The sequence below is a fragment of the Bacillus cereus group sp. TH152-1LC genome (genome assembly GCF_027710505.1).
Lineage (GTDB): Bacteria > Bacillota > Bacilli > Bacillales > Bacillaceae_G > Bacillus_A > Bacillus_A mobilis.
Genome location: NZ_JAQFNK010000061.1, coordinates 1 through 3894, shown reverse-complemented (window position 1 = coordinate 3894; position 3894 = coordinate 1). Strand labels below are relative to the sequence as shown.

Genomic DNA, 3894 nt, shown 5'->3' with positions numbered 1-3894 from the left:
ATTTGCGACTTCCTTATGTTAACATCTTCGTTAGTTAATGTCAACTAAGTTTTTTATTTTTGTTTGTCGCTTTCGACATTAATGTCATCGGCGACTTGTTCTATATTACACCTCTATATACTAATCGTCAATACCTTTTTATAAAGTTATTCAACTTAATATTTTTACAATCTCTAACCTAAAAAGAACCTATAAATATTACATTACCCGAAAACTGCTTCGACCTAACCTTAATTTGTACAGAATTTTTTCCACAGCCAAACTAACAACCATATTTTAATAAATACTAAGATGCAATTAAAAAGTTATCACGCTTCCTAACACCTATTTGTTTATCGGGCACCCTATTAGAGAAAATTGAAGATATACGTATTTTTATAACAGACAACAATACAGAAATTCTTATATACTACTCTAGTTATAGAGTCCCCCTTATTATAAAGTAATCGTTACTTACCTGTTCACTCGTAAATATATAGAAACACGCTGCTAATACATTTACTAATTATCCCTTCGTCACTAAAATAGCAGGCTTATACCTCTTTCATCTTTAGCAGCATGCATTTCTATATAGCCTAGCCGTAATAATTTTTATATCCTCTTAACAAACATTCAAGATACAAAACTAAACTATACTCGAGGCCCAAACCTGATTAATAGCATTTCTTTTTCAAACACATATACCAGATTAAAAATACGTACCTCGATTGATCGAGTGTACCCAACACACCCGATAGGAACATTTGTTCTTTTTGTATTTTATCACATTTAAGAATGTTTATCCTATACCTATTATTTACGTTCTATCACTAGAAGAGCAAATCGAGTTACTAACAAAGCATGTAACTTTATTGCTTCTATTATGTGTCCCCCGTTTTGAAATACACATAGAATCACAAATTCATTTATTTCTAGCTACAAACCTAAGAATACACAATAAAAAGAAACCAATACATATAAAACACCCACAAAAACAAGTTCTGTAACAAGGTATACTTTAGCTGCACAATTATAAATCATAATCTTTTCAACACCTATAGAAGTCCTGTACGTATTTAACGCAAATATAAACTATAAAAGTTTCAATATAAAAAGAACCGGAATTTCTACTCTAAGGAAAATCCGGCTCTTTTTATATTGGGCCATAACCAAAATAATTTTTACATTTAATATTCCCTATTCTGCTGCACTGAAGATGGATGTATCATATCTGTCACTGCATGATATAGATTTTCTGGATGTTCAGCTATCCGATGACATAAATACAAGTACCACTCTTTCCCATAAGTCAAATATACTCTAGCGTTATGCCCCTTGTTTTTCAAATCACTTAACATATCCGGACGAATTCCATATAGCATTTCTATTTCTACATTAGATTGGCTAAAATATTGACGTTGTTCCATCTCTTTAATAAGAATTTCATCGTGTGTAGCTATAGATACAGGGTGATTATTTTCAATTAGTTTTTCTACAATCCGAAGGTACTGTTGATTTAAATCAGTTGACCTAGGCATAGCAATATCTGAAGCTTCTTGATAGGCACCTTTTACAACTCTTATTTTCCCTGGATAATGTAGGAGTTTTTGAATATCATTGTTCGAGCGATATAAATGCGCCTGAATCGTTATCCCTACATTAGGATATTGCTCAGTTGTTTTTTTATAGATAGAAAGTATGTCCGCTACTTTAGATGATTCTTCCATACTTATCATAAGGGTAGTTCCATATACTTTCGCCTTCTCTGCCAACTCCATTAAATGAAGATAAGATATTTCTGGATCTATAGATAATCCAATATGCGATAAATCGAGTGATACTGTTTGTTTTATTGGCAGAGCACCCACATCTCCAATAAGATTCAAAAATTCATTTTTCGCTTTATGACATTCCTTTATATCTAGAGTATTTTCGCCTATGTATTCTAGTGAAGTATGATACCCTTTTGTAATTAGTTCTTTTGCTGTCACAATCCCCTCACGTCTCGTTTCCCCGGTGACAAAGCGTTTCGCTGCCTGCAATAATAACGCATAGAGTTCGGTAGATTGTTGTACATAGGATTTTATATGTTCATTTCGTGCAATCGATTTAAATGCCTGAGCTACTTGGAGTTCTGGTTTAGTCATCACATTTTCATCTCCTTTAGAGCTATTTGTTCCAACTATAGCATGCTAAAATGGTTCGTATTAGTACCATTTTAGCAATACTTTTATGGTACCAATTTTGATGAAGGGAGCATTTATATGCTTTGGATGCCTATTGATCGATCGTTAGATATAAGTTTAATTCGCCAGGTTTATCACCAAATACGTGAACGAATATTAAACGGAGAGCTACAATCCGGAGAAAAACTACCATCAACACGGGAATTATCTTCTGAGTTGAGCGTGTCTAGGAATGTAATTTTAGAAGCTTATGATCAATTACTTTCCGAAGGTTTTTTGGTCGCTCGCCAAGGAGCTGGGACATTCATTGCCGAAGGGACTTATTTAAAACAACGTAAAGAATCAACTCTAATTGATTCTTTATCTTGGTGCGAAGAAACAAACAAAGACAGTAACATCATTAATTTCCGTTCAGGCATACCAGCATTAGACTTATTTCCACGTAAAGTATGGGCAAAGTTATCTCACACTACATGGAATGAAGCACCCCCTTCTACATTTGGATACGATATTCCCGAAGGACGTCCCGAATTAAGAAAGGCTTTATCACGCTATTCGCTAAAAACAAGAGGAGTTTTTTGTCATCCAGAACAATTGGTGATTACTTCCGGTGCAACTCAAGCTTTAACACTTGTTTCTAAATTACTTTTGTCAACGGGCGACGAAGTACTAATAGAAGACCCCATCACCAATGACATTCAAATAATTTTTAAAAATTCAGGGGCCTTCCTTCATCCTATACCAGCGGATGATAATGGGATGGATACATCTTCGCTGCCTACAAATAAAAACCCAAAATTCATCTTCACTACTCCTTCTCATCAGTTTCCTTTAGGAGGAGCATTACCGATTCAACGACGGGTTCAATTGATTAACTACGCAAGGAAAACAAATTGTTATCTCATTGAAGATGATTATGACAGTGAGTTTCGATATGAAGGTTCACCTGTAAGTTCATTACAAGGATTGGATCCCGAGCGTGTTATATATGTAGGTTCATTTAGTAAAATTTTATCACCGGCCCTTAGGATGGGATACTTAGTTCTTCCCTCACAGCTTATTGAAAAATGCCGCAGTGTAAAATGGTTTTCAGATTTACATACATCTTCTTTAAATCAGCTTGTCCTTGCTAAATTTATTGCCGAAAATCATTTGGAGCGGCATATTATGAAGATGAAAAAAATTTATAAAAATCGGAGAGACTTCCTTATCGAGCAATTAAAATTAGCATTCTTAAATGAAATCAATATTTTCGGTTATTCTACAGGATTACACCTGATTGTTGAATTCAATCAAGTTCAATTCACAAAAGAATTACTTGAGAAAATCCAACAACTCGGAGTAAAAGTATATCCCGTGGAAGACCATGCCATTGAAAAAGGAAAACATCATAATCGAATTATTATGGGGTATGGACATTTAACAACTGAAGAAATAAAAGAAGGTGTTAGCAGACTACAGAGGGCAATACCTTGTAGATATTCTTGTTAACGAATGACAGTTTAACAAACTTGTCCATATTTTTCTGAAGGTATGCTATTTAAATGTGAAATTCTTGCTAGATAAACGTACTCATAGAGCCGATATTAATTACAAAATTATTTCATTAAACACAAAAAAGACGAGTCATACTGACTCGTCTTACAGTCGCTTGGCAACGTCCTACTCTCACAGGGACAAGGTCCCAACTACCATCGGCGCTAGAGAGCTTAACTTCCGTGTTCGGTAT

2 protein-coding genes and 1 rRNA gene are annotated in these 3894 nt (G+C 34.5%); 1 reads left to right on the top strand and 2 read right to left on the bottom strand.

Annotation, left to right across the window (positions count from 1 at the left end; translation table 11 throughout):
• Window positions 1–1166: 1166 nt before the first annotated feature.
• Entirely contained in the window at window positions 1167–2126 is a 960-nt protein-coding gene (locus PDL00_RS34570; RefSeq protein WP_270733836.1) for a proline dehydrogenase family protein, read from the bottom strand.
• 117 nt (window positions 2127–2243) lie between these two features.
• Here PDL00_RS34570 and pdxR point away from each other — a divergent pair, with 117 nt between their 5' ends.
• On the top strand, window positions 2244–3656 hold the full coding sequence (gene pdxR, locus PDL00_RS34565; protein WP_270733835.1) for a MocR-like pyridoxine biosynthesis transcription factor PdxR: 1413 nt from the start codon (window positions 2244–2246) through the stop codon (window positions 3654–3656).
• Window positions 3657–3814: 158 nt separating this feature from the next.
• Here the strand turns inward: pdxR and rrf are convergent.
• Window positions 3815–3894 (bottom strand): 5S ribosomal RNA (rrf, locus tag PDL00_RS34975); the annotation flags it as partial.